This is a genomic window from Hominimerdicola alba 8 (assembly GCF_000178155.2).
GTDB classification, from domain to species: domain Bacteria; phylum Bacillota; class Clostridia; order Oscillospirales; family Ruminococcaceae; genus Hominimerdicola; species Hominimerdicola alba_C.
This window is the reverse complement of record NZ_ADKM02000057.1, coordinates 1-1,791: the sequence shown is the minus strand read 5'-3', so window position 1 is coordinate 1,791 and position 1,791 is coordinate 1. Positions and strand designations below refer to the sequence as shown.

3 protein-coding genes are annotated in these 1,791 nt (G+C 38.3%); all 3 read right to left on the bottom strand.

Features of this window, described 5'->3' with window-relative positions; translation table 11 throughout:
- On the bottom strand, positions 1-417 hold a 417-nt coding region (locus CUS_RS05365), incomplete at its 3' end, for a hypothetical protein (RefSeq protein WP_002848130.1).
- Between the two features lie 285 nt (positions 418-702).
- A complete protein-coding gene (locus CUS_RS05360; protein WP_227945392.1) occupies positions 703-996 on the bottom strand; it encodes a single-stranded DNA-binding protein in 294 nt (97 codons plus the stop codon).
- Between the two features lie 413 nt (positions 997-1,409).
- The coding region (locus tag CUS_RS20175; protein ID WP_037276671.1) for a hypothetical protein at positions 1,410-1,791 on the bottom strand (382 nt) is incomplete at its 5' end.

Below are 1,791 nucleotides of genomic sequence, written 5' to 3'. Positions count from 1 at the left end.
AATATCTTGGTTGGAGTGCTTGTGGTTATTGTAGAAGATAATATTATCCCTGACAATCTCAGAACGACGTACTCCTGCATATGACAGCAGCTTTTCAACCAGATCGGCAGTCTTGTCTGCGGGAACAAAGTTAGCAGCTTGAATAGCATCAATAAGGGTTTTAACCTCAGCAAGAGAGAACGATACTTCGTTCATATAGTAAGCATTCTCACGTCCAAGTTCTGTCTTAACTATATTTGCACCGTTTTCAATCAGCATATCCATATCTTTATAAAGTGTTCTACGTTCGCAGGAAATATGGATACTATTAAGGTAGCTTATGATCTGACTGGTAGATACTGGCTTTCCTTCGGTCGATTCCGCCCGTAAAAACTCCATTATCCTGAGCAGCTTTATCTTCTGATTATTTTCAGCCATTGTCCTTGCTCCTAACTTACAATATCTTACTGTATATTATATCACTACGTATGTGGTTTGTCAATAGGTAAAAGTCACTTTTTGGTGACATATAAATCTATAAATAGTGACATAGCGTGGTTGCTTGTATATTGTATTTTTCTTTGCTCTAAAGTGCTATAATAAATAGAACAAGGCTCTCAGAACCACTCTGAGAACCTTGTTTCATATATAAGAATAACGGTAACTATATCCGAAAGCTGCTATGAGTTTTTTCGTTCGTCTGGGAGCATACCGCCCACATCGTTAGAAAAGCTGTCCCGAATCAACAGCGACCTTGACCGAAAATCTGTTCTGGAAGTGCAGTTTCTCCACAATAATAACTGCGGTATTATCAGGGGCCTTCCTGAGCGAGCCAACAAATGTAATAGTCCCACCTTTTGAATAGAGGATAATCACTGACTTTGCGTTGTCATCAAATGCAAGACAGGTAAACAAGTCTGTCTCGATGGAATCAACGCCAATGTGCTTTGGTTGATCAACTGAGATGCTGAATTTATAGTAGCTGTAATTATCCTCGGTTACAATGGTCAGATTCACTATCGTTTCAACGTTGCCGTAACGACTGCCGTTGCTGACAGTATGAAGTACGACAAAATTATTTTACAAGAAAATTTGACGGGATAAAATGAAAGACCCCCACCAAATTGATGGGGGTCTTTTCATATGAGCAAAAAAACCTAAAAAAACATAAGAAAGAATCGTACAGATCAACAAGGATGATCAGTTTGGTGAGTTGCTTGCTATGCAAAAGCGAAACGATTAATTGATAACTGGAGTTTTCACGCCATGTTAACCTCTTGGCGCTAAGAGGTCGCTTTTTTGTTGCAGGGAGCAAGTGTTGTCTGCCTCTCCTCTTCTATGACTAAAGTATATCACAGGCAGATAAATAAGTCAAGAAAATGGTCAAAAAAATTTTCATATATAGTTTAAAGTTTGTTTTGGCGGTTGTGTCACGTGTGACACAGATGATGGAGCAAAAAAATACAGATCTGCCGGAATGACAGGTCTGTGGTTTTTATTGATTCTTCGGCAATATCAAATTTACCTTCTCCGATTAAACCACCCGACGATGCAGTTGAAACAACAATGGTTTTGACTGTACTTTCACATTTGGAATAAATATTGCCATAATTCAAGCAGTTATCTACTATCTTTTCAGATGCAGTCCCTATGATTTCGCCACTGTATGAATAACATATAAAGTATTCATTGGTATCTTCGGTCTTTTGAGTAATAGAACTGATATCACCATAGTTTTCACACGAAGTAATATTCGATTGCCAGAAATCATGACCATTTATACCACTGGAATAAAGATTTGGGCTTGCAGCT